At 42.1% G+C, this 19,968-nt stretch carries 20 protein-coding genes and 1 tRNA gene; 19 read left to right on the top strand and 2 right to left on the bottom strand.

Going from position 1 to position 19,968, the window contains the following annotated elements:
- The first annotated feature begins 30 nt into the window (after nucleotides 1-30).
- From purC to QT716_RS05645, 15 genes are all read left to right on the top strand, one after another.
- Nucleotides 31-750, top strand: coding sequence for a phosphoribosylaminoimidazolesuccinocarboxamide synthase (purC, locus tag QT716_RS05715; protein ID WP_317935085.1), 720 nt, complete (start codon nucleotides 31-33; stop codon nucleotides 748-750).
- Nucleotides 743-997 carry a phosphoribosylformylglycinamidine synthase subunit PurS gene (gene purS / locus QT716_RS05710; protein ID WP_317935084.1) on the top strand — a complete coding sequence of 85 codons (255 nt, stop codon included), beginning with the start codon at nucleotides 743-745 and terminating at the stop codon, nucleotides 995-997. The genes purC and purS overlap by 8 nt, the downstream gene beginning before the upstream one ends.
- Nucleotides 994-1,680, top strand: coding sequence for a phosphoribosylformylglycinamidine synthase subunit PurQ (purQ, locus tag QT716_RS05705; protein ID WP_317935083.1), 687 nt, complete (start codon nucleotides 994-996; stop codon nucleotides 1,678-1,680). The genes purS and purQ overlap by 4 nt, the downstream gene beginning before the upstream one ends.
- A complete protein-coding gene (purL, locus tag QT716_RS05700) occupies nucleotides 1,664-3,883 on the top strand; it encodes a phosphoribosylformylglycinamidine synthase subunit PurL (RefSeq protein WP_317935081.1) in 2,220 nt (739 codons plus the stop codon). The genes purQ and purL overlap by 17 nt, the downstream gene beginning before the upstream one ends.
- Entirely contained in the window at nucleotides 3,868-5,280 is a 1,413-nt protein-coding gene (gene purF / locus QT716_RS05695) for an amidophosphoribosyltransferase (RefSeq protein ID WP_317935079.1), read from the top strand. The genes purL and purF overlap by 16 nt, the downstream gene beginning before the upstream one ends.
- A gap of 19 nt (nucleotides 5,281-5,299) precedes the next feature.
- Nucleotides 5,300-6,334 carry a phosphoribosylformylglycinamidine cyclo-ligase gene (gene purM / locus QT716_RS05690; protein ID WP_317935078.1) on the top strand — a complete coding sequence of 345 codons (1,035 nt, stop codon included), beginning with the start codon at nucleotides 5,300-5,302 and terminating at the stop codon, nucleotides 6,332-6,334.
- Entirely contained in the window at nucleotides 6,331-6,918 is a 588-nt protein-coding gene (purN, locus tag QT716_RS05685; RefSeq protein ID WP_317935077.1) for a phosphoribosylglycinamide formyltransferase, read from the top strand. The genes purM and purN overlap by 4 nt, the downstream gene beginning before the upstream one ends.
- Before the next feature lie 58 nt (nucleotides 6,919-6,976).
- Complete coding sequence (purH, locus tag QT716_RS05680; RefSeq protein WP_317935076.1) at nucleotides 6,977-8,509, top strand: bifunctional phosphoribosylaminoimidazolecarboxamide formyltransferase/IMP cyclohydrolase; 1,533 nt, start codon at nucleotides 6,977-6,979, stop codon at nucleotides 8,507-8,509.
- A gap of 51 nt (nucleotides 8,510-8,560) precedes the next feature.
- A complete protein-coding gene (gene purD, locus QT716_RS05675; protein WP_317935075.1) occupies nucleotides 8,561-9,832 on the top strand; it encodes a phosphoribosylamine--glycine ligase in 1,272 nt (423 codons plus the stop codon).
- Nucleotides 9,833-10,153: 321 nt separating this feature from the next.
- Nucleotides 10,154-10,378, top strand: coding sequence for a hypothetical protein (locus QT716_RS05670; protein ID WP_317935074.1), 225 nt, complete (start codon nucleotides 10,154-10,156; stop codon nucleotides 10,376-10,378).
- A gap of 39 nt (nucleotides 10,379-10,417) precedes the next feature.
- Nucleotides 10,418-10,651 (top strand): hypothetical protein, encoded by a 234-nt coding sequence (locus QT716_RS05665; protein WP_317935073.1) that lies wholly within the window; start codon nucleotides 10,418-10,420, stop codon nucleotides 10,649-10,651.
- Nucleotides 10,652-10,727: 76 nt separating this feature from the next.
- Nucleotides 10,728-10,979, top strand: coding sequence for a hypothetical protein (locus QT716_RS05660; RefSeq protein ID WP_317935072.1), 252 nt, complete (start codon nucleotides 10,728-10,730; stop codon nucleotides 10,977-10,979).
- A 428-nt stretch (nucleotides 10,980-11,407) separates the two neighbouring features.
- The gene (locus tag QT716_RS05655) at nucleotides 11,408-12,265 is read left to right on the top strand and encodes a RidA family protein (RefSeq protein ID WP_317935071.1); all 858 of its coding nucleotides are present in this window, start codon (nucleotides 11,408-11,410) and stop codon (nucleotides 12,263-12,265) included.
- A 271-nt stretch (nucleotides 12,266-12,536) separates the two neighbouring features.
- Complete coding sequence (locus tag QT716_RS05650; protein WP_317935070.1) at nucleotides 12,537-13,421, top strand: GNAT family N-acetyltransferase; 885 nt, start codon at nucleotides 12,537-12,539, stop codon at nucleotides 13,419-13,421.
- Between the two features lie 171 nt (nucleotides 13,422-13,592).
- Nucleotides 13,593-15,635: a catalase gene (locus QT716_RS05645; RefSeq protein ID WP_317935069.1), complete on the top strand. Its 2,043-nt coding sequence runs from the start codon at nucleotides 13,593-13,595 to the stop codon at nucleotides 15,633-15,635.
- Between the two features lie 153 nt (nucleotides 15,636-15,788).
- On the opposite strand, the gene QT716_RS05640 is transcribed toward QT716_RS05645, so the two are convergent.
- A tRNA-Arg gene (locus tag QT716_RS05640) sits at nucleotides 15,789-15,861 on the bottom strand.
- A gap of 152 nt (nucleotides 15,862-16,013) precedes the next feature.
- On the opposite strand from QT716_RS05640, the gene QT716_RS05635 reads away from it, so the two are divergent.
- The 3 genes from QT716_RS05635 to QT716_RS05625 all read left to right on the top strand — a co-directional run bounded on the left by QT716_RS05635 (nucleotide 16,014) and on the right by QT716_RS05625 (nucleotide 18,618).
- Nucleotides 16,014-16,775, top strand: a complete 762-nt coding sequence (locus tag QT716_RS05635; protein WP_317935068.1) for a glucose 1-dehydrogenase — start codon at nucleotides 16,014-16,016, stop codon at nucleotides 16,773-16,775.
- A 222-nt stretch (nucleotides 16,776-16,997) separates the two neighbouring features.
- The gene (locus QT716_RS05630; RefSeq protein ID WP_317935067.1) at nucleotides 16,998-17,417 is read left to right on the top strand and encodes a MarR family winged helix-turn-helix transcriptional regulator; all 420 of its coding nucleotides are present in this window, start codon (nucleotides 16,998-17,000) and stop codon (nucleotides 17,415-17,417) included.
- 16 nt (nucleotides 17,418-17,433) lie between these two features.
- Nucleotides 17,434-18,618, top strand: a complete 1,185-nt coding sequence (locus tag QT716_RS05625; RefSeq protein ID WP_317935066.1) for an MFS transporter — start codon at nucleotides 17,434-17,436, stop codon at nucleotides 18,616-18,618.
- Between the two features lie 36 nt (nucleotides 18,619-18,654).
- On the opposite strand, the gene QT716_RS05620 is transcribed toward QT716_RS05625, so the two are convergent.
- Nucleotides 18,655-19,017, bottom strand: a complete 363-nt coding sequence (locus QT716_RS05620) for a DUF2500 domain-containing protein (protein ID WP_317935065.1) — start codon at nucleotides 19,015-19,017, stop codon at nucleotides 18,655-18,657.
- Between the two features lie 161 nt (nucleotides 19,018-19,178).
- Here QT716_RS05620 and QT716_RS05615 point away from each other — a divergent pair, with 161 nt between their 5' ends.
- Nucleotides 19,179-19,961, top strand: a complete 783-nt coding sequence (locus QT716_RS05615) for an amino acid ABC transporter substrate-binding protein (RefSeq protein WP_398292529.1) — start codon at nucleotides 19,179-19,181, stop codon at nucleotides 19,959-19,961.
- Nucleotides 19,962-19,968 lie beyond the last annotated feature (7 nt).

The following is a 19,968-nucleotide window of genomic DNA, read 5'->3' as shown; positions in this document are numbered from 1 at the left end:
ACATTATTCTTCAATTCGGAGGTTCTTCAGATGGAAAAGCGTGAACTGCTATATGAAGGCAAGGCCAAAAGAATTTATGCAACAGGTGATCAGAACGTTGTATGGGCAGAGTACAAAGATTCTGCAACAGCACTGAATGGTGAGAAAAAGGAAGAAATCGTAGGTAAAGGTGTATTAACGAACGGGATTACGAGTCTTCTATTTAAAAAGTTACACCAAGCTGGAATTCCGAGTCATTTTATTGAACAGATTTCAGATACGGAGCAACTCGTCCAGAAAGTCACCATCATTCCTCTTGAGGTGGTAACCCGCAATGTAGTTGCTGGAAGTCTTTCAAAACGTCTTGGAATAAAAGAAGGACAGCCATTAAAAAAACCAATTGTTGAATTTTACTATAAAGATGATGCGCTTGGCGATCCTTTGTTAACTGGATCTCATATTCAAGAATTAGCCCTTGCGTCAGTAGAGGATGTTCAACTCTTAAAACAAAGAGCCTTGGAAGTGAATACAGTTTTATCAAGTATTTTTGCTGAAATAGGAGTTCGTTTAATAGACTTTAAATTAGAGTTTGGAAAACTTGAAGATGGTGAAATTCTGCTGGCAGATGAGATTTCTCCGGATACGTGCCGATTGTGGGACGCTGAAACAGAAGAAAAGCTCGATAAGGATGTATTCCGCCGTGACTTGGGGAATTTGGTTGAAGGATATAAAACAATTTATTCAAAACTGGGAGGGCGTCAATATGTATAAAGTAAAGGTATTTATCACGCTTAGAGAAAATGTTTTGGATCCCCAAGGGACAGCCGTGGAATCAGCTTTACACAGTATGTCGTTTGAGGCTGTTCGTGATGTGCGAATTGGTAAATACATGGAGTTGACAATTGAAAAGACCGACCAGGATATCGACGATGCAGTGAAAGAAATGTGTGAACGGCTTTTAGCCAATACAGTTATTGAAGATTACCGCTATGAAATCGAGGAGGTTGTCGCGCTGTGAAATTTGCTGTGATTGTATTTCCGGGGTCTAACTGTGATATCGATATGTTTCATGCCATACAGGATGAATTAGGTGAAGAAGTTGAATACGTTCCGCATACTGCTGACAGCTTAGAAGGCTTTGACGGTATTCTATTGCCAGGTGGATTCTCTTATGGTGATTACCTCCGCACAGGAGCCATTGCCCGCTTTTCAGCCATAATGCCAGAAGTAGTAAAAGCCGCAGATGCCGGGGTTCCAGTATTAGGCGTTTGTAATGGTTTTCAAGTTTTGCTGGAGGCTGGCCTGTTACCTGGGGCGATGCGAAAAAACCGGGATCTCGCGTTCATTTGTAAACAAACACAGTTAAAAGTAGAAAATAATACAACGATGTTTACGAGCTGCTATGAAAAAGGTGAATTGATAACTCTCCCAATTGCTCACGGCGAAGGCAATTATTATTGTGATGAAGAAACATTGGCACAGTTACAAGCAAACCATCAAATTGCATTTTCGTACCATGCGGATAATCCGAATGGCAGCTTGGAGAATATCGCGGGAATTGTAAATGAAAACGGAAATGTATTAGGTATGATGCCTCATCCAGAACGTGCCGTCGATCGATTACTTGGAAGTGAAGACGGTTTAAAGCTATTTCAATCAATCGTAAGAAATTGGAGGGAAAGTTATGTCGTTACTACTTGAACCAAGTCCGGAAATCATTAAATCACAGCGTGAATATGCAGCGATGGGTCTTACAGATGAAGAATTTACAATGGTAGAAAACATGTTGGGCCGTACACCGAACTATACGGAAACCGGTTTGTTCTCTGTCATGTGGTCAGAACATTGTTCTTATAAAAATTCTAAACCTATTTTAAAAAAGTTTCCAACTTCCGGTGAAAACGTGCTTCAAGGACCCGGAGAGGGAGCGGGAATTGTAGACATTGGGGATGGTCAAGCCGTTGTTTTCAAAATCGAGAGTCACAATCACCCTTCTGCAATCGAACCGTATCAAGGTGCAGCGACCGGAGTCGGCGGGATTATCCGTGATGTGTTTTCAATGGGTGCACGTCCAATTGCTGTTTTGAATTCACTGCGTTTCGGCGAATTGGAAACTGCTCGTGTAAAGTATTTGTTCAAAGAAGTGGTTGCCGGGATAGCCGGATACGGGAATTGTATCGGCATCCCGACAGTTGGCGGTGAAATTCAATTCGATCCTTCTTACGAGGGCAATCCACTCGTCAATGCCATGTGCGTAGGTTTGATCAATCATGAAGATATTCAAAAAGGACAAGCCCATGGAGCTGGCAATGTGGTGATGCACGTTGGAGCCAAAACGGGTCGTGACGGCATACACGGTGCTACTTTTGCATCGGAAGAATTGACGGATTCTTCAGAAGGGAATCGACCAGCCGTTCAAGTGGGCGACCCTTTCATGGAAAAACTTTTGATGGAAGCATGCCTTGAACTGATTCAGCATGATGCACTCGTTGGAATTCAAGATATGGGCGCAGCGGGTCTTGCAAGTTCTTCTGCAGAGATGGCGTGTAAAGCAGGGATGGGGATCACGATGAATCTTGACCTCGTGCCTCAGCGTGAACCCGGAATGACTGCGTATGAAATGATGCTTTCAGAATCTCAAGAGAGAATGCTCATTGTTGTTAAAAAGGGAAGCGAAGATGAAATTGCAGCTCTTTTTGCGAAATATGGACTTGAAGCTGCAGCTGTTGGAATGGTTACAGAAGAGAAGCTTCTGACACTCACTCATAAAGGTGAAGTTGTTGCAAATGTTCCAGTGGATGCATTGGTGGAAGAGGCTCCTGTTTATTACAAGCCTTCCAGCGAGCCTAAATACTTCCGTGATTTCCAAGCAATGTCGAATGTTGCACCTGTTGTGGATGACTTTAAAGAAACATTAGTTGGTTTGCTTTCTCAGCCAACGATTGCAAGCAAAGAATGGGCTTACAATCAGTTTGACACGATGGTCCGGACGAATACCGTTGTTCCTCCAGGTTCTGATGCGGCTGTTGTACGAATTCGGGAAACGAATAAGGCGCTAGCCATGACAACAGATTGTAATGCACGTTACTTACACTTGGATCCAGAAGTTGGGGGCAAAATTGCAGTAGCTGAAGCGGCTCGGAATATCATTTGTTCGGGTGCAGAACCACTAGCGGTTACAGATAACTTGAACTTCGGTAATCCAGAGAAACCGGAAATCTTCTGGCAGATAGAAAAAGCAGCTGACGGAATCAGTGAAGCGTGCAAAACGTTAGGCACACCAGTTATTGGAGGCAACGTGTCACTCTATAACGAGACCAATGGCGAAGCGATTTATCCTACACCAGTTATTGGAATGGTAGGTCTTATAAAAAATCTCAGCCATATTACAACACAACAATTTAAAAAACCAGGCGACCTGATTTTTGTTATTGGAAACGCCAAAACAGAATTTGGCGGCAGCGAATTGCAAAAGATGATAGAAGGAAAAATTTTCGGTAAGTCTCCGTCTATTAATCTTGAACTAGAAAAGCAACGGCAGCAGCAGTTATTAAAAGCGATTCAAAATGGATGTGTTGCATCAGCACACGATTTATCAGAAGGCGGTCTTGCTGTTGCTTTGTCGGAATCCCTCTTTGGAACAGAGTTAGGTGCCAGAATTATCGTGGATATGGAAGCCGTCACGGAATTATTCAGTGAAACACAATCCAGATTTGTTGTTTCTGTTTCACCTGAACACCGAGAAACTTTTGAAAAAGTCGTCCGAGATGCAAGTTGCATAGGAGCGGTCACAAATAATGGTGTTTTGACAATCTCTCATGAACAAGACGGACTTCTAATCGATACAACGGTGCAGTCATTAGAGCAAGCTTGGAAAGGTGCGATTCCATGCTTGCTGAACTAAAAGGACTTAATGAGGAATGTGGCCTGTTTGGCATCTGGGGACACCCGGATGCTGCACAAGTCACCTATTACGGATTGCATAGCCTGCAGCATCGCGGGCAAGAAGGAACAGGGATGGTTCTTGCAAATGAACAGAAATTGACCAGCGTAAAAGGTGAAGGATTGGTAACCGAAGTCCTTACTGCAGAGAAAATGCAAACCTTGTCTGGAAACGCAGCAATTGGTCATGTCCGCTATACAACAGCGGGCGGTGGCGGTCTTGAAAACGTCCAGCCTTTGTTATTTAACTTTCAAAGTGAATCTATGGCGATGGCCCACAACGGAAATATCGTAAATGCGGATCAGCTGAAATCTCAACTGGAATCTCAAGGCAGTATCTTCCATAGTACATCTGACACTGAAGTACTTGCGCATTTGATACGAAAAGGCGGTTCTGCGGAGTTGAAGGGCCGTATCAAAGATGGACTTAACTCGTTAAAAGGCGCTTATGCGTACTTGATCATGACGGATTCTGAACTGTTTGTTGCGATGGATCCGAACGGACTCAGGCCGTTATCGCTCGGGTTACTAGGTGACGCTTATGTTGTCGCATCTGAAACGTGTGCGCTGGATATCGTAGGAGCGGAGTTCATACGGGATATCGAACCTGGCGAATTGCTGATTATTAATGACAAAGGAATCGTAAGTGAACGATTTGCGGCTTGCAAACAGCGGTCGATGTGTACGATGGAGTATGTGTACTTTTCCCGTCCCGACAGCAATATTGACGGCATCAATGTCCATACAGCACGTAAAAACTTAGGCAAGCAGCTTGCGGTTGAAAAATACATTGACGCCGATGTTGTCACGGGTGTTCCGGACTCAGGAAATTCCGCAGCAATCGGGTATGCCGAAGCTAGCGGTATTCCATATGAAATGGGCTTGCTGAAAAATCGATATGTCGGTCGGACATTCATCCAGCCTTCTCAATCGTTAAGAGAACAAGGCGTGAAAATGAAACTTTCTCCAGTTCGCGGGGTTGTAGACGGCAAGCGGGTCGTTATGGTGGACGATTCCATTGTCCGCGGCACGACGAGCAAGCGAATTGTCCAGATGTTGAAAGATGCTGGTGCGAAAGAAGTCCATGTGCTGATCAGCTCGCCGCCTATTAAAAATCCATGTTTTTATGGGATTGATACGTCCGACAAAGATGAATTGATCGCCGCTAAAAAATCAGTTGAAGAAATACGGGAACTTATTGGAGCGGATTCTCTCACTTTTTTAAGTGTTGAAGGTACTGTTGAAGCGATAGGCAGACCGTTTGAAGGGGAGAACCGGGGACAATGTCTGGCTTGCTTTAACGGCAAGTATCCTACGGAGATCTATTCTGACCAAGAAATAGATTATATAAAATGCTGAGTGAAGGAGATTTTGAACCATGTCTAATGCATACAAATCGGCAGGAGTAGATATTGAAGCAGGCTACGAAGCCGTCTCACGCATGAAAAAACATGTACAGAAAACAATGCGCCCGCAAGTACTTAACAGTCTGGGCGGTTTCGGCGGGATGTTTGACTTATCCGGGCTGAATTTACGTGAACCGGTTCTAGTGTCAGGTACAGATGGTGTAGGAACGAAGCTGCTGCTTGCGATGATGATGGATAAGCATGAAAGTATCGGCATCGACTGTGTTGCCATGTGCGTAAACGATATTGTTGTTCAAGGCGCAGAACCCCTCTATTTTTTAGACTACATTGCGTGTGGTAAAGCGGAGCCTGAAAAAATTGAAAGTATTGTCAAAGGAATCGCGGATGGATGCGTGCAAGCCGGATGTGCATTAATCGGCGGCGAAACTGCTGAAATGCCCGGACTCTATAGCGATGAAGAGTATGACTTAGCAGGTTTTACTGTGGGGGCATGTGAAAAACAGGATCTGATTACGGGCGAAACAATTCTAGCAGGCGACTGCATTATCGGATTGGCCTCCAGCGGCATTCACAGTAACGGGTACTCACTTGTGCGTAAAGTTTTGTTAGAAGATGCAGAGATGGATTTATTTGACTTCATCCCAGAGCTTGGCTGTAAACTTGGAGATGAACTTTTAAAACCGACAAAAATCTACGTGAAGTCTATTTTAGCTGCATTGAGAGACTATGAAATTAAAGGAATGGCCCATATCACGGGTGGCGGATTCGTCGAAAACTTCCCTCGGATGATGCCGGAAAGTTTAGGCGTGGAAATCGAGTCAGGTACTTGGGAGATTCCACCCATATTCAAGTTTCTAGAGCAGAAAGGGAGTATCCCGCGCGAAGATATGTACAATATCTTTAATATGGGAATTGGAATGGCCCTTGTTGTAAAAGAAGATGCTGTCGATGCACTAATTGCTTTTTTTGAAAAGCACGGCGAACAAGCCTATCGAATTGGGAGAGTTGTCAATGAACCCGGTGTTATGTTCATAGGTGAATCATGAAGAAAGTGGCCGTATTTGCATCAGGGAGCGGCAGTAACTTCCAAGCGTTAGTTGATGCAGTGAATGCTAGTACACTTGAAGCGGATATCCGTTTGTTAGTTTGCGATCAGCCTACTGCTGCTGTTCTGGAAAGGGCTCAAAAAGCCAACATTGAAAGTTATTGTATTTCGCCTAAAAATTTCACTGATAAAACAGCCTTCGAAAAGGAAATTGTCCAACAGCTTAAATTACGGGATATCGAATTTATCGTATTAGCAGGTTATATGCGGATTATCGGATCCACGATTCTTAAGGAATTTCCCGAATCGATTGTCAATATTCACCCTTCCTTATTGCCTGCTTTTCCTGGAAAGGATGCGATTGGGCAGGCGATAGAAGCCGGTGTCCAGGTAAGCGGTTTGACGATACATTATGTCGATGCAGGAATGGATACCGGCCCGATCATTTTCCAAAAGGAAATAAAGATCCAGTCTGAAGATACTAGAGATACCGTACAAAAACGAATCCAGCAGGCGGAGCACATCAGCTACCCAGAAGTCCTGCAAGAGCTGTTTTCCAAAGATAGTGTTAATGCTGTTCGTTGATTTTAAATAAAAACAAGTCAGATGAACTACATGCGCTTAAATAGGGAGGAAAAACCGAATGAAACGAGCTTTACTAAGTGTTTCAGATAAAACAGGAATTGTTGAGTTTGCGATTGGTCTAAAAGAGGCAGGATTTGAAATTGTGTCTACTGGAGGGACAAAGAAAACCCTAGCTGAAAATGGAATTGAAGTGGTTGGAATTGAAGAAGTAACGAATTTCCCTGAAATCATGGATGGCAGAGTGAAGACCTTGCATCCGAATGTCCATGGCGGATTATTGGCGAAAAGAAATGATGATGCACACCTCGCTCAATTAGCTGAGCATCAGATTCAGCCGATTGACTTGGTTTGCGTGAACTTATATCCGTTTCAGCATACAATTGCAAAACCTGACGTCACTCCCGAAGAAGCGATTGAAAACATCGATATTGGCGGCCCGACCATGCTTCGTTCTGCTGCAAAAAATCACGAATTCGTAACTGTGGTCGTGGATCCAGCAGATTACGACAGCGTACTAGCCGGGCTTTCTGAAACAGGACAAGTCTCCGGCCAGAAGAAACGCCAGCTTGCGGCAAAAGTATTCCGACATACAGCTGCTTATGATGCGGTAATTTCCGAGTATATGACACAACTTGCAGAAGAAGAGAATCCTGAAAGCGTTACGCTTACGTATAACTTAAAACAATCCCTGCGTTATGGTGAAAATCCGCATCAACGCGCTTCGTTTTATCAAAAGCCATTAGGCTCAACGTTCTCTGTAGCCTATGGGAATCAGTTACATGGTAAAGAGCTGTCCTACAACAATATCAATGACGCTGATGCAGCATTACTCATCGTGCGTGATTTTGAACAACCCGCAGCAGTTGCAGTGAAGCATATGAATCCTTGCGGAGTAGGTGTCGGCGAAACACTTGCTGAAGCATTTAAAAAAGCATACGAGGCGGACTCTACTTCCATTTTTGGAGGAATTATCGCCTTGAATCGTCAAGTGGATTTGGAAACAGCAACGATGTTAAAAAATATCTTTTTAGAAATCATCATTGCGCCGTCATTTACAAAGGATGCGTTAGATGTCTTAACAGCTAAAAAAAATATTCGATTATTGACTGTCGATTTTGATGGAGAACTGAAATACGAGCGAAAAACGACGTCGATCCAAGGTGGATTGCTGATGCAGGATTTAGATACTCATGGATTCGAACAGGCGACGATTACAATCCCTACAAAACGCGAACCTTCTGAAAAAGAATGGGATGCATTGAAGTTAGGATGGAAGGTTGTGAAACACGTGAAATCCAATGCGATTGTTGTTAGCGGGGAACAGATGACTTATGGAATTGGCGCAGGACAGATGAACCGGGTAGGTGCTGCAAATATTGCATTAGCTCAAGCCGGTGAGAAAGCAACTGGCGCCGCACTTGCATCCGATGCATTTTTCCCGATGGATGACACAGTTGAAGCTGCAGCGAAAGCGGGTATCACTGCGATTATTCAGCCAGGCGGATCTGTACGTGATGAAGATTCCATTAAAAAAGCAGACGAATACGGAATTGCAATGGTATTTACAGGCGTACGGCACTTTAAACACTAAGTTCTTCAAGAAATTTACGTACATATTCCTACTAAACTTAGAGGTGATCCCATGAACGTATTGGTGATTGGCAGGGGCGGCCGTGAGCACGCACTGGCGAAGAAATTAGCGATGAGTAAAAATGTCCAAACTATATTTGTAGCACCAGGCAATCCGGGTATGGAAGATGTAGCGGAACTCGTACCGATTTCTGAAGATGATCATAAACAACTTATCGCGTTCGCTAAAGAACAAAACGTTTCATTGACGATCATAGGACCTGAAACACCGTTGGTCAATGGGATTGTAGATGATTTCAAAGCAGCTGGTCTGCAAGTGTTTGGTCCAGACAAACGGGCGGCCATTATTGAAGGAAGTAAAACCTTCGCAAAAGAGTTAATGAAGACGTATAACATCCCTACTGCTGACTACGAAAGTTTTACAGATATAGAATCCGCTATGACTTATTTACATGAAGTCGGCGTTCCGATTGTCATAAAAGCCGATGGACTTGCTGCCGGAAAGGGGGTCGTCGTTGCCCAAACGAAGGAAGAAGCCGTGGGAGCACTGCGAGAGATGCTCGTGCAATCGAAGTTTGGTAAAGCGTCGGCATCTGTCATCATGGAAGAATTTTTAGAGGGCGAAGAGTTTTCATTAATGGCATTTGTAAATGGAAAGAATGTCTATCCCATGGTGATTGCGCAAGACCATAAGCGGGCATTTGACGGCGACATAGGCCCGAATACAGGGGGAATGGGTGCTTATTCTCCGGTGCCGCAAATTTCTCAAGCTATGATCAATGATGCGAGTGAACTAATCTTAGAGACTGCCGCGTATGCGATGGCTGCAGAAGATCGTCCGTTTACGGGTGTTCTCTATGCAGGGGTAATCGCGACGAATAAAGGACCCAAAGTTATCGAGTTCAACGCCCGATTCGGCGATCCCGAAACTCAAGTCGTTTTGCCTAGGTTGAAAAATGATTTGGCTGAAACGCTTCAGGCAGTTCTTGGACAGGAACCTTACGAACTTGAATGGGATGATTCAACTGTGTTAGGCGTAGTAATTGCAGCTGAAGGGTATCCAGGGGAGTATATAAAAGGGACTCCGTTAGTTGGTTTAGACACGATAAGTGCAGATGTAGAACTTGTTCACGCGGGTACTTTAAAGAATGAAGATGGAGAATATGTGACGAATGGCGGACGTGTGTTGCTTGCCTCAGCAAAAGGAAAGAATCTTCTTGAAGCGCAAAAGATCGTTTATAAGGAATTAGAGAAGATAGAAAAAAAAGGCGTATTTTGGCGAAATGATATTGGACACCGCGCGATACAATATGATTATTCTTAAGGATTTAGCTTTAAATGAGATTCTAGAAATAGCATGAAAAAATGTGCTCAGACTTTCAAATCCCTGCTTAAGTAAATTAACATGATGAAACCCCATGCCGAGTAGAACTACTTACACGGCTTGGGGTTTCGTCATTTATATGAGATACGGTAAATCATTTACAGCATAGGTTATTTTCTATATAAGACATTTGATTCCTGAATGAAATAAGGTCTGATAATTCACAAGTGGTTTGGTACAATATAGTGAAGAGTATAATATCTTCTTTTCAGCAATAATAACTTTGTGAAGCGGGGAAGGTAAATGACTTTTTTAAAACGGATGACTGAAAAACAGATATTGAATAGTAAAAAAGCGACCATATTTGGTTTTTTCACCTATATGTTGTTTTCGGCTATTAACTATTTTTCTTATTTGTTAATGGATGAGAACGTAATCTCTTCACCTATAATTTTCTGGAGCGGATTACTGGTTTCCTTTGGATACAATGCTTTTTTAAATCTTAAAGACAACAAAAACAATGGTTACAAGCGTCCAGGCAGTTGAATTAGACTTTGCTGCAAATGAGTGAATTCATAGTGCTAAATGGCTAGTCAAGTTACAAAGCATGGAAAGGAAAAGACATTGAAAAAAATAAGAGCAATCTTTATAGGCGATGTTAGATTTGATCAATGCCCAGTTTTTGAATTGAATAATGAAACGAACTACTTTGAAATGATACTAGACAAAGAAATTAGATATGAAAAAGCAGTCGTTGAAGAAGATGATGACTTCTTAATTTTTGAAATAGAAGAAAATATTGCGTCATTCATGAAGTGATAGGGCATATGGGATTATTTTTGAAAGAAGGATTCGCTCCTTCTTTATCGAAATGTTCAATTGGGAGGGGTTACTTATGACAAATGAAGAAGTGAACAAACTATCGGATACGTTATTAAAAAGCCTGTATGACTACCATTTTGCTTATAATGGAGAAAGCTACATTCTGCCAAAAGCAATGCTAAATGCGGATGCTACTAGTAAGTTGGCTATTGACTCTCTTATTGAAAAGGAATATGCAGTAGACAATGGCGGAGAATCGGATAGTCTTGTTTTATCCATAACGGCGAAAGGCATGGAATACATTAAAAATATACACACCCTTTAATTAGGGTTAACAGGGAACGTCCATTGAGGCGTTCTTTTTGTTTGCTTACAACAAGGAATGCTTTGTATATATAACAAAATTGAACTTGTGGATTACTTGTATACCTGTAGAAATTCTTTTTCAGTTATTCTTCAGGCTTTCTAGAATAGGATTTAAAAACATTAAAATCAGGTCGAATAGTCTTGCAATTTCGTAAACGCCAACAATTATAGAAACGTTCATGGTAAGGTAATTTAATACATAGAAGCTTATATTGCTACGAGAGTGTGGAAGAATTTTGGATACCAATCTGTTTAAACTTTCACTTTTGTGAAAAAGCCGATAGCAACTTTCAAAGAAGTAAAGTTCATTATTTCTTTGAGTTGTGCCAAATGTTCTGATACCCCCAGCATATGTATATTAAAGTTATTTTAAAGGAGAATACTCATATGACAAATTTCAACGCAGTATCGGCAAAAAACATTGAAAATGCGCCAAGCGGTAACGGCCTGTATTCACAAACCGTAGCTTTTTCTCATTACAATAATCTTTCGGCTCAATTACCGATTGAACCTACAACGGGTAAATTAGTAGCTGGCGGTATAAAAGAACAAGCTGAACAATGCTTCAATAATATCCAGGCAATTGTAGAAAGCATCGATCATGTGATGAGTGATATCGTGAGAATCACTGTATTTGTTAAGGACATTCAAGATGTAGACGCTGTAGACGAAGTGTATAAAACATTCTTCCCGGCTTCAGCAATCGCTCGAGCTGTAGCCTATGTACCCGCACGGACAACCGTTGAAGCTTCAGCTTTACCTATGGGTGCCTTGGTCCAAATGGAAGCAGTAGTATCTCATGGAGATGGCACACCACCGCAAGCTGTTGAAGACAGACACGGAATCGTGATCTGGGCAAATAATACTGAAAATGCACCAAAGTGCTCTTTATCAACCCAAACCGTAGCATTCTCTCACTACAATCATCTTTCAGCTCAATTGCCGTTAGATCTAAAAACGGGTGAATTGGTAGCGGGTGGCGTTAAAGAACAAGCTGAACAGTGCTTAAAGCATATCAAGGCGATTGTAGAAAGTATCGGCCATAATTTGGAAGACGTCGTTAAAGTAAATATCTTCGTTAAAAATATCACAGACATGGATGCTGTGGACGAAGTGTACAAAACATTCTTCCAAGGCGGTATTCCTGCAAGAAGAACAGTAGGCGTGTCGGCTTTACCTAACGACGCATTAATCCAGATAGATGCAGTTGTAGGAAACGCTGAAGGGACACCTCCGAAAGCATAACGGCTAGTAATTTAGCGAATACAAATTGAACACAGTTACTGGTCGTTGCCGATAGTGAATGTGAAACCGTAGATAAAGAAACATTAAGACTTCAGCTTAGTTTGGCAGAAGTCTTGATGCTTTTTTTATTTACAAGTAAACCTAAACATCCAATATCCGCACCAGTTAAATGAAATTATTTAACTTTGGCAGATAACTGCTGCTTGTCTTTCTTGAACTATATATACAAAATAGGAATAGAAGATGAACATGATAGGAATAGAAGATGAACATGAAAGCGAGTGTTGATATGAACATTACCTATAAAATAATGTCTTCATTAAGCTTTGAAGACGCGCATGTCCTATTTAATAGAGGGTTTGAGGGCTATATAATTCCGATGAATTTGTCTTTTGATGCTTTCGTAAGCCGTTTTGGGAATACTGGATTATCTCCGGCATTGTCTATCGTTGCATATGACGGAATAGAGCCCATCGGTTTTGTGCTTCAGGGAATTAAAGAATTGGATGGCCAAAAGATTTCCTGGAATGGCGGAACTGGAATTATTCCAAAATACAGAGGCAGGAAATTGGGAGGTTCCTTAATGGCGGAAGCTGAACAACTCATAAAGGAGCAGAATGTTACAGTCGCAACACTAGAGTCACTGTCAGAAAACAAACCAGCTATAGCATTATATGAACGGTGTGGTTACAAAGTAGAAGATAATTTACTCTTTTTACGTGGAGACAATGTTTTACATAGTACGTTACCCAGTCTTGAAGATTATGAAATATTAAGAATGCCTGCGGACCAATTAATCGGTTCAAATCTATTTCCAGCTATTGTCCCTTGGCAAACGGAGGCTAGCAGCATCTCAAAAATAGGCGGAGAAGCAATGATGATTTCAAAGGACGGAGAGATACAGGGGGCTTGTCTAATTCGAAAAAAATGCGAATTTGGCAATAAGACTGAAAGCATTACATTATATCAAGTGATGGAAAATGGGAATGAAGACGCCCTCAACAAACTCCTGGCACACGCTTTGGAATATGACCAACCTGTTCAACGCACAACTTATAACTTCTTAAAAGGAAACGGTCATGCCGTTTCATCGTTATTGGCAAGTGGTTTCGAAAACACTTCAGTTTCCCAAGTCTTCATGACAAAGTTTTTCTGAAATACATAAATGAAGAACTAACACTATACTGTGAGCAATTGGAAAGAGCGTCCATAGCGGACGTTTTTTTCTTTTATGACTATTAAATGAATATACTTCGCATCTAGGCATATTATAGTTGTGGTCAGAAATTTTATAATAGAAAGGTGCATGCATGTGGAATCCTCTTCTATGAATAATAGAAAGACAGATGGGAATAAGAAGAACGAACAATTGGAGGAATTCCGCGTCCGAAATGCGGGAAAACCTCTGACGACCAATCAATCCAAAAAGCTCTCAAACGATTCGGATCAGTTGAAAGCAGGCGTACGAGGACCAACCTTACGACAGGACTTTGAATTTTTTGAAAAGATGTCTCACTTTGTGCATGAACCCATTCCCGAAAGGAAAGTTCATGCGAGAGGTTACGGGGCTCATGGAGAGTTTGAATGTTATCAGTCGATGAAAGAATTCACCAAAGCAGGATTTCTGCAGGAAGCAGGGAAGAAAACCTCGGTTTTTGTCCGCTTCTCAACGGTACAAGGCAGCAAGGGTTCGAAGGACACAGCAAGGGATCTGCGTTGTAAAGGTGTGAAATTTTATACCGAAGAAGGCAACTATGATTTAACGACCATCGCAATGCCGGTGCTGATCAACCAAGATGCCATGAAGTTCCCGGATGCCTTGCATGCTTATCAGCCGGAACCGCGTACAGGGATGCCTACAGCTGCTGGAGCGCATGATAATTTTTGGGATTATGTGGCGAACAACCAGGAAGCTCTCCATATGGTGTTGTGGGTCATGTCGGATCGGGGAATCCTGAGGAGTTACCGTATGATGGAATCTTGGTCGATCAACACCTATCTTTTCGTCAACGCTGAAGGCACAGCGACTTTCGTTAGATTTGTTTGGAAGCCCGTCCTGGGTGTTCATTCTTTGTTGCAAGACGAGGCGCAGAAGATTGGCGGAATCGATCCTGATTTCCACCGCAGGGACCTCAGAGAGGCGATAGACCGCGGTGCTTATGCTGAGTATGAACTTGGAGTGCAACTAATCCCTTTGGAGGATGAATTCAAGTACGACTTCGATATACTTGACCCATCGAAGTTCTGGCCGGAGGAACTGATCCCTGTGCAATTAATCGGTAAAATGTCATTGAACCGGAACGTTGATAACGAATTTGCAGAACTAGAACAAGTCGCGTTTAATCCTGCAAATGTCGTGCCAGGTATTGACTTCTCGAACGACCCTGTCCTCCAGGGCAGATTGATGGCTTACCAGAGTGCTCAATACCACCGGCTTGGCAGTGCAAACTTCCAAGACCTGCCGATTAACCGACCGATTTGTCCCTTCCATAATAATACTCGCCAAGGGTTTATGAGGTACCGGATTGACGTGGATCAGACGAACTATCACAAGAATTCACTGTCGGATAATACACCGTACACGACTCCTCCTGAGGAGGGGGGCTATGAATCCTATCCGAAAAAAGTGGATGGGCATGTTATCCGAGCAAGAAGCAAATCGTTTGATGATTTCTTTACACAACCTCGGATCTTTTGGAATAGTTTAAGCCCTGTTGAAAAACAGCATACAATCGGAGCGCTTAGTTATCAGCTCGGCAGTGTAAAAAGTGAGTCCGTTCGTCAGCAAAACGTAGATATATTAGTGAATGTCGACGAAGAAATGGCGTATATTGTTGCCGATAACATCGGCGTCGAGCGTCCTAGCGGTTCCCAAGTGCCTGCCTCGACAGCCTATCCGTCCCTTAGTCAGACAAATACCCCTAAGTATGCCTACTCCCAAAGAGTCGGGGTCCTTGTTGGGAATGGATTTGACAGCAATGAGGTTACCAGCGTATTGAAGACTTTGGAAGAATACGGGGTGTTCGTTGTCATCGTCGGTGAAACATTAGGGAAGGTGACGGGAAGTGACGGAACACAACTAAAAGTGGATGAAACTTTCTTGACAACTAGCCCATATCTGCTTGATTCACTTTACATTGTAGGCGGAACCGCTAAACGCCAGGATATTTTCGATTATGAGGTGAATGAATACCTGACTGTTGCATATAAGCATTATAAACCGATTGGTATTGCCTCAACAGGCAATTCTTATTTAAGAAGATCAGAAAACAACAATATGGCTGGAGTTGTTTTCTATACTGGTAATTCCAATTTTAGTGATGAACTCGTCTCAGCCGTTGCGCAGCAGCGTTTTTGGAACCGGAAATGAGTTATAAAGCCAGTTTCCCCAGATTAGTATGGATTCAATCATAGAGAAAAGCGGCAAAGGAAGACGGTGGTCTTCCTTTGCCGCTTTTTAATTATGAATCTGGTCGAACCGATGCACACTGACATTTAGGTGGAACCGCATCTCGAAACTTTACGTCCCAGGCAGGAATCGAACCTGCGACCCACAGCTTAGGAGGCTGTTGCTCTATCCCCTGAGCTACTGAGACAGTTGGGATTTAACTATATTAGTATACGTCAAACTTTCAATTAGGACAACCACTCTCTGCTTTTTTTGTGGTGAATGCAATTATTTTAATAATTTAGTATTAAAGTGTATACTGAACTAATAAATACAATCACAATTGAAGGGGCGATTTTGTTGAAACGATTAGAACAGAAAGTAGCAGTAGTCACCGGTGCAGGATCAGGACTCGGTCGCGAGATTGCAGAACTGTATGCACGTGAAGGTGCAAAAGTGGTTATCGCAGATATGAATATGGATGGTGCGGAAGAAACCGTTCAAACGATTAAAGCAGCAGGCGGGGAAGCACTTGCAATAATGACGAATGTTACTGTTGAAGAAGACGTACAGCGCATGATCGATACAGCTGTTGAAACGTTCGGCACACTTGACATTCTAGTGAATAACGCCGGAATTATGGACAACATGTATTCTGCTGGGACGATTACTGATGATGTGTGGGACAAAGTATTGGCGATTAATACAACAGGAGTCATGCGTGCAACGCGTAAGGCGCTTTCCATTTTTGAAGAAAAACAAGCTGGCGTAATTGTCAATATGGCTTCCATTTCTGCACTGACTGGCGGGCGCGGGGGACTTGCATACACAGCTTCTAAACACGCAGTTGCTGGGATGACGAAAAACGTAGCGTCTCATTACGCTCATTTGAATATCCGCTGTAACGCAATTGCACCTGCAACCGTTCCGACGAATATTACAAATAACTTAGTCCAGCCAGACAAGCATGGTATGGAACAGGCGATGAAAGGTGTTATCCAATTAAGCCGCCCAGGTACTAAAGAAGAAATCGCGAACATCGCTTTATTCTTAGCGTCAGATGAATCTTCTTACGTAAACGGTGTGATTATGCAGGCAGATAACGGCTGGTCTTCCTACTAAGATCGATCTAGTGACAAAAAACGACTTCCTATTAATGGTGGTCGTTTTTTCTTTTAATTAACCTAAATGGCCACATACTATAGCTTAATGAATCGTTAAATTATTTTGTGTACATGCCTTAAATATTTTGAATCCACATCGTTTACAAACAAAAAATATAGGCGTATACTTAAATAATTAGATAGGCTAACTAATCATTTAAACTTGAAATGAGGCGAGACTATGCATATTGAACATCAATTTTTCAGGAGCTATGTCAAATTGTATCGACCTGTGGTAAATCAGCTAAATAAGCTGTTGTTACATTACGACTTGTATAACGCGCAATGGACAATCCTGAGCTTGTTATCACGAAAAGGTGAGATGACTTCAGCAGAAATTGCTGAAGAACAGATGATGGAAAAACCGTCTGTTACAAAAGTAGTGAAACGACTTCATGAAATGGGGTATCTTGACGTAACTCAAGGGCAAGATAAGCGCGAGAAGTTATTGAAATTGTCAATTGATGGTCAGAAGATCACAAAAGAAATTCAAGAAAAACTTCTTCCGGTTTATGAACAAATTTTAGCAGACATTCCTGAGAAGGACATACACGCTGCAAAACAGGTGCTCGATCACGCATACAACAATTTAAATAACTAACGGAGAGGGTCTTTATATGGAAAAGAAACAAAACTTATGGACAAAGGACTTTATATTTATATCCATCATCAACTTTTTCTTAATGCTTGTCATGTATATGTTAATGGTGACTATCGCGCCCTTTGCAGTTGAAGAATACAGCGCTTCTGCAAGTATGGCAGGATTGGTTTCAGGAATATTCATCATTGGTACGTTATTAGCCCGTCTTGCTACGGGCAGAGTAATTGAAAGTGTCGGCAGCCGTCGGATCTTACTCGCTGGATTGATTCTTTCAGTGGTAGGGGTTGCATTGTATTTCATCGCACATTCTCTGCCCGTTCTTTTAATCGTCCGCTTTATACACGGGCTTGGACTCGGCATTGCCTCAACCGCAACGGGAACTGTAATTGCCCAAATTATTCCGCCATCTAGACGGGGCGAGGGAATCGGGTATTTCAGTTTGAGTACCGTTCTGGCAACTGCAATCGGTCCGTTTTTTGGAATTTACTTAAGTCAGCACGTAGACTTCACATGGATCTTCATCTTCAGTTTAGTCCTTGGTATTATTGGATTGGCAATGTTCTTCTTTGTCGAAAAACGTCCAGAAGAAGCACCACAAGAAGTTGTCGAACCAAAAGACGCACCAAAAGGAATTGCGAATTATATCGAAAAGTCCGCATTACCGATTGCCTTCATTACATTGCTTGCGGGTATCGGATATTCAGGAGTTTTGTCGTTTATTTCGTTTTATGCAAAAGAAGCGGATCTTGTCGATGCAGCCAGTTTTTTCTTCCTTGTTTATGCATTTGCAATTTTGTTCTCCCGTCCATTTTCAGGAAAATTGCTTGATAGGAAAGGCGGAACGTTTGTCGTCGTGCCATCATTAGTTTTGTTTGCGGGAGGTTTATTACTTCTTAGTCAAACACATACTGGTTTCATCTTGCTTGTAGCCGGTGCCATTATCGGTCTAGGATTCGGTAACTTCCAATCCTGTGCTCAAGCGATTTCTCTTATTGGCGTTCCGATCAAACGAATTGGAATTGCAACTTCTACATTCTATATCTTTTTGGACTTCGGTTTCGGTTTCGGGCCATACTTCTTAGGAAATGTGGCAACTGCTTATGGCTATCGTGACTTGTATATGATTCTAGCGGGACTGATTGTCGTAGCGCTTATTCTTTACTTGTTGTTCGCCCGTACAAAACGCCCTGCTGTTCAATAATAAAAACGGTTCTCCAGCACATGGAGAGCCGTTTTTTTAAGAATGAATTCGTTCAAACTCCAAGAAACGTGTACCTTGAAAACTTAACTTGCCAATATCACCCTCAGCAAGCATTCCATATTGTTTCCCTGATACACTAAATTCCTGACGATCACCACTTTCGTATTCGAACGTCACATAATAAGAAGTAGTTGCCGCAGAATCACCACTGCCGCCGGATGTTTTGGTTCGCTTGGTTTTGAGATGAGCAGCAACAGTGACTCGTGGTGAATTGTTGTTTTTACTCCATTCTGCAGCTCCTTTAATGAGCGTAAAAATAATCATACCTGCAATGATTACAAAAATGATGACGAAAAATACAGGGAATCCACCCAAGAACGAATTACCATATGGGTCCATATAATCCCACCTCCTATGTACTAAGTATATACGATTACGTTTGGAAACGGTTTCAATAATAAGAGATGAAATTTACGTAGTTTATGCTTTGCATTCTTCAATTTATATGATATTCTATTATTACTTTAACAGACTAAAGCGATGAAGCGGAGGAACCAATTATGAATATAAAGAAGATGAAAGTTGCATTAGCAGGTTTAGGAATTATTGCATTGTTAGCTGGATGTGGGGATTCAAAAGAAGATGCAAGCGGGGAAAAGGAACTGGTAATCGGAGTGGATGATAAATTCGCACCAATGGGATTTCGAGATGAAGCGAATGAGCTTACCGGATTTGACATCGATTATGCAAAAGCTGCCGCACAGCACATGGGGTTGAAAGTAAAATTCCAGCCGATCGATTGGAAAGCAAAAGAAACAGAGTTAGCAAGCGGACGCATCGATCTTATCTGGAATGGGTATACGATTACAGAAGACCGGAAAAAGAAAGTTCTTTTCACAAAACCTTATTTAAGTAATGCACAAGTTGTCGCTGTACTCAAAGACTCGGATATTAAGAACCTAGCAGATCTTGAAGGCAAAACAGTCGGTCTTCAAGCATTGTCTTCAGCAGCTGATGCGTTAGAAGCAAATCCAATTGCGGATAAAGTGAAAAACAAAACAGAATTTGCGGATAATGTTTTGGCACTGTCTGATTTAAAAAGTAAGCGAGTGCAAGCCGTCATTATCGATGAAGTCGTAATCGACTATTACATGTCTAAAGAAGATGATACGTTTAAAGTACTTGACGAAACACTTGCTCCTGAAGAATACGGTGTTGGTGTGAAAAAAGGTAATGAAGATTTATTGGAAAAATTACAGGATGCGCTCGATACAATGAACGAAGATGGAACAGCAGCACAAATTTCCGAAACGTGGTTTGGTGAAAACAAAGTACTGAAGTAAGTCACGG

This window comes from Sporosarcina aquimarina (genome assembly GCF_033253705.1).
GTDB lineage: Bacteria > Bacillota > Bacilli > Bacillales_A > Planococcaceae > Sporosarcina > Sporosarcina aquimarina.
The sequence above is the reverse complement of the archived record's forward strand: the minus strand, read 5'-3'. Positions and strand labels throughout refer to the sequence as shown.

Bases quoted from the DNA above. Each gene is read 5' to 3' on its own strand.
- purL (WP_317935081.1), top strand. From the start codon at position 1,664: ATGTCGTTACTACTTGAACCAAGTCCGGAAATCATTAAATCACAGCGT.
- purS (WP_317935084.1), top strand. From the start codon at position 743: ATGTATAAAGTAAAGGTATTTATCACGCTTAGAGAAAATGTTTTGGAT.
- purC (WP_317935085.1), top strand. From the start codon at position 31: ATGGAAAAGCGTGAACTGCTATATGAAGGCAAGGCCAAAAGAATTTAT.
- QT716_RS05625 (WP_317935066.1), top strand. From the start codon at position 17,434: ATGGAAAAGAAACAAAACTTATGGACAAAGGACTTTATATTTATATCC.
- QT716_RS05665 (WP_317935073.1), top strand. From the start codon at position 10,418: ATGGCTAGTCAAGTTACAAAGCATGGAAAGGAAAAGACATTGAAAAAA.
- QT716_RS05630 (WP_317935067.1), top strand. From the start codon at position 16,998: ATGCATATTGAACATCAATTTTTCAGGAGCTATGTCAAATTGTATCGA.
- QT716_RS05660 (WP_317935072.1), top strand. From the start codon at position 10,728: ATGACAAATGAAGAAGTGAACAAACTATCGGATACGTTATTAAAAAGC.
- QT716_RS05615 (WP_398292529.1), top strand. From the start codon at position 19,179: ATGAATATAAAGAAGATGAAAGTTGCATTAGCAGGTTTAGGAATTATT.
- purH (WP_317935076.1), top strand. From the start codon at position 6,977: ATGAAACGAGCTTTACTAAGTGTTTCAGATAAAACAGGAATTGTTGAG.
- QT716_RS05670 (WP_317935074.1), top strand. From the start codon at position 10,154: ATGACTGAAAAACAGATATTGAATAGTAAAAAAGCGACCATATTTGGT.
- purF (WP_317935079.1), top strand. From the start codon at position 3,868: ATGCTTGCTGAACTAAAAGGACTTAATGAGGAATGTGGCCTGTTTGGC.
- QT716_RS05650 (WP_317935070.1), top strand. From the start codon at position 12,537: ATGAAAGCGAGTGTTGATATGAACATTACCTATAAAATAATGTCTTCA.
- QT716_RS05645 (WP_317935069.1), top strand. From the start codon at position 13,593: ATGAATAATAGAAAGACAGATGGGAATAAGAAGAACGAACAATTGGAG.
- QT716_RS05655 (WP_317935071.1), top strand. From the start codon at position 11,408: ATGACAAATTTCAACGCAGTATCGGCAAAAAACATTGAAAATGCGCCA.
- QT716_RS05620 (WP_317935065.1), bottom strand. From the start codon at position 19,017: ATGGACCCATATGGTAATTCGTTCTTGGGTGGATTCCCTGTATTTTTC.
- purN (WP_317935077.1), top strand. From the start codon at position 6,331: ATGAAGAAAGTGGCCGTATTTGCATCAGGGAGCGGCAGTAACTTCCAA.
- purM (WP_317935078.1), top strand. From the start codon at position 5,300: ATGTCTAATGCATACAAATCGGCAGGAGTAGATATTGAAGCAGGCTAC.
- purD (WP_317935075.1), top strand. From the start codon at position 8,561: ATGAACGTATTGGTGATTGGCAGGGGCGGCCGTGAGCACGCACTGGCG.